We start from the raw sequence: 3,297 nt of genomic DNA on the forward strand, positions 1-3,297 counted from the left end.
CATCGCCACCACGGTTTGTGCCGATTCAAAGCAACGGGTAATCGCCCCAATACTGCCCTCAAAGTGGGTTAATTTAAAGTCTTTGGGTTGCATGCCATGGGCAATACACACATTCAGCGATGCCAACGAGTCACCCAGTAGTACAATGCCACGCTGAGTACCGGTTAACATGATGATATTTTGCAACTGTGTCGATAGGTTTTGCTGTAAATGTTTTGTCAGTGGCACACTTGGCTGTGCCTGACTACTGGCAATACGCCAATCATTATGACTACTAATAGCCTCAATTTGCTGTGCCGACTTCGTTTCAAACAAGCAGTCTAGTGTACCAATAGAAATAATCGCGTCTTCGGCTAAAGCCGAATGAGTAATTGCCATACCGTTAACTTTAGTGCCATTTAGGCTGCGCTGATCATTGACCTGCCAAAGTTTATCTTGGTGGGCCACTTTGGCATGTAGCCGTGATACCGTGGGGTGCTCTAAGCGCAGTTCACACTCTTGAGAGCGACCAATAAGGTAGCCACTGCCTTCATAAAGAAAGCTTTCGACTGCGGGTTGATCGGTATAACACACCGTAATTCTCGCTGGCATCGCAACCACCTATATAATAAGGTTATTTAACTAAACGTAAGCTAAAGCGTAAAGTATTGGCATAAGCTATTAGCTCACCCGCTACGTTACGAATATCACGACTTGAGCGCCATACATCCGGAATATTGTTTCCGCGGTTGTCATTTACACTGCGTTTAAAGGCGTTTAATTTATTGCTGGCGGCATTGTACTCTTGCAGTAGTATTAACTGATTAATATCCGCTAAGTCCTGCAGTAATTGTGTATAAACGTCTGAGTCAATCTGCGCCGCAAAGTCATTGAGTGCGGTTTGTAGGTCGTTAAATTTATTATTGACTACCACCAGTGACGCACGTAAGTCGGCGGCAATAATAAACTGTGAAAACCCACCGGTTGCGCCACGTACTCGATAACTGCCCGCCCCCATAGTGACGGTAATATCTTTAAACTCACCATTTAACGGCGCTTTAAAAAAGCGCAGTGGTGTGCCTGCGGTATATTCTAGGTTATGGGTATGAACATCCACCGTAGCCAGCCCTGAAAAAGAAAAGCCGCTGTCTGCTTTGGGCTCTATGGTGATCATCATCGGAAACGCTAATGCCGGAACGATATTCGTTACATCTGGTAAACGATCTAAAAAGCTTAGTGAGGTTACATCGACTAGTTCAGCGCTTAATCCTAAGCTGTCTTTAGTTAAGCCTACGGTATTTTCAAATTGGAGCGTGATATCTGCTGAAATCCCGCCTGGTAAGTGGATCACTGCTTCCACTTTATTACCTTGAATATCTATTGAAAGTGGTTCAGAAGCCACGCTCTGCGTGCTTAATAACAATATTGTTGCAGTAAACACGAAGGTGAGAAAATTTTTTGGATACCACATATTTTGTCCTCTGGATAAAATGCATTTCGGCGAACGGTTGTTTTTTAACGTCAGCCTACAGATTACAATCTACTTTGCAGTTAAAAAATTAGCAAGGTTTATGACATATTATTAACAAACAAAGCCAACCAAATAATTGGTTGGCTTTAAGTAACATCACTTATTATTTGCGTAAGTAACCGTCAAATACACGTCCTATAATCACAGCATAATCACCGCGTTTAACATTATCTTGTGGCTCAAAATACGCAACCATAGTAGGAGAAAGGTCGTAAGGTCCTTGCTCTACGGCATATCTAACTCCGATTAACGACATATCGATTGCAGCTTGCACATAGCCTTTTAACTCAGGTGCCACTGCATCTGCGTCCATTACTGGTACTCGCTCACCGTTGTATTCTACGGTAATATCACCGCTGAAGCCTGCGACTTGAGTTTCTAACCCCAGTGCTTGCACTAATGAATACGCAAGTTCTTGTTTGCTTACATTGGCGCGAGGTGAAAACTTATTTCCATTCGCCAGCATCACCGGCGCTTGGTTTTGCACACCATCTTTAAGTGCTGAGCCTTGCTCGGTAACCGCGTCAACAAACGGCGCATAGTTATTGTTTACATCACTAAACGCTACTTTTTGCTCATTTAACAAATCACGTTGCTGCCTAATAGCCATACCCATTACTAAGTATTGTGCTAGGTCTTTACGTTTTAAGTTTGCATCTGGACGATAGAGGCGGTCATTTTTGCTATCCACTAAACGCTCACTTACAGCAAATTGAATGGCATTTTCGGCAGGGTGACCGGCAATATCGTCAACACCTTGATAGCCACCTGATTTTAAGATAGCAATCTCACCGCTAATAAACTCAGGAATACCGGGGCCATTGGTAACACCAGTTGGATCGGCTTGTACACCAGATAACGAAGTCATACCATATGCTGATAACTTCCATTCACCGGGTTGCGCAGGAGCCGATACACGCATAGTTGTATTGAGTACCGGTAACGTTAGATTACCCATATAAACCGTGCCATCGGGTGCTTCTAACTTCAGTTTAAGTGTATTTGCAAACGTTTCAGACGAGGCACTTACCCATGCAGCATCTTCGCCAACCGTAAATACGTGCGTTTCTGCTTCACCCACTGGCGAGTAGAATACTTCAAATGACTCAGGAGCATTATCATCAATTACAATCGCGTTAGCATTGAACTCTGTTAGGTTATTTACTGTGGCTTTGTTTTGCTCATCATAACCTAGTGCACCCGCCACTGCGGCATACGCATTAACATGCCCTGCGCCTACTTCCCAAGACTGATAACCAGGCATGTTGGTCGCCGTTTCTTGAATGATTTGCTTAATTTGTAACGGTGTAAGCTCAGGGTTTGCCTCTAGCATAAGGGCGATAATACCGGCAACATGTGGTGTTGCCATTGAGGTACCCGAAATCATCGTGTAATAAGGTAGGTATTCGTTCTCTATGGCGCCTACATCGTCAGCACCGCCATTAGATACCAGATTGGTTTTAGCGCGAGTAGAAATAATATCAACCCCTGGCGCCACAATAGTCACTTCATTTTTATAGGTCCATGATGAACCATCTGGCATGGTAAAGTCACCTTGCTCACCCCGTTTGCCGCGTGATGAAAAGTCAATCAAGTCACCTTGCTTAGTTCCTGCACCGACAGACATACCCCATGGAATTTGCGCATAAGGGTTATGAGTATCTTCACCTGCACCCGAATTCCCCGCTGCAAATACTGAGATCATGCCTAACTTATACGCTTTATACGACGCTAACGAGATAGGACCCGCGGCATCAAATTTACCACTTGAACCCCATGAGTTACTC

The 3,297-nt window shown here is 44.3% G+C and carries 3 protein-coding genes; all 3 read right to left on the reverse strand.

Annotation, left to right across the window (positions count from 1 at the left end; all coding sequences use genetic code 11):
- A partial coding sequence (locus ABYB02_RS15910) for an FHA domain-containing protein (RefSeq protein WP_372763368.1) occupies nucleotides 1-591 on the reverse strand: 591 nt, incomplete at its 3' end.
- Between the two features lie 22 nt (nucleotides 592-613).
- The gene (locus ABYB02_RS15915; RefSeq protein WP_372763369.1) at nucleotides 614-1,450 is read right to left on the reverse strand and encodes a DUF6689 family protein; all 837 of its coding nucleotides are present in this window, start codon (nucleotides 1,448-1,450) and stop codon (nucleotides 614-616) included.
- Between the two features lie 163 nt (nucleotides 1,451-1,613).
- Nucleotides 1,614-3,297 (reverse strand): S8 family serine peptidase (locus tag ABYB02_RS15920; protein WP_372763370.1); only part of this gene is annotated, 1,684 nt, incomplete at its 5' end.

Source organism: Pseudoalteromonas sp. (genome assembly GCF_041613455.1).
Lineage (GTDB): Bacteria > Pseudomonadota > Gammaproteobacteria > Enterobacterales > Alteromonadaceae > Pseudoalteromonas.

Excerpts from the sequence above, each read along its gene's own strand:
- ABYB02_RS15915 (WP_372763369.1), bottom strand. The coding sequence starts at position 1,450 with ATGTGGTATCCAAAAAATTTTCTCACCTTCGTGTTTACTGCAACAATA.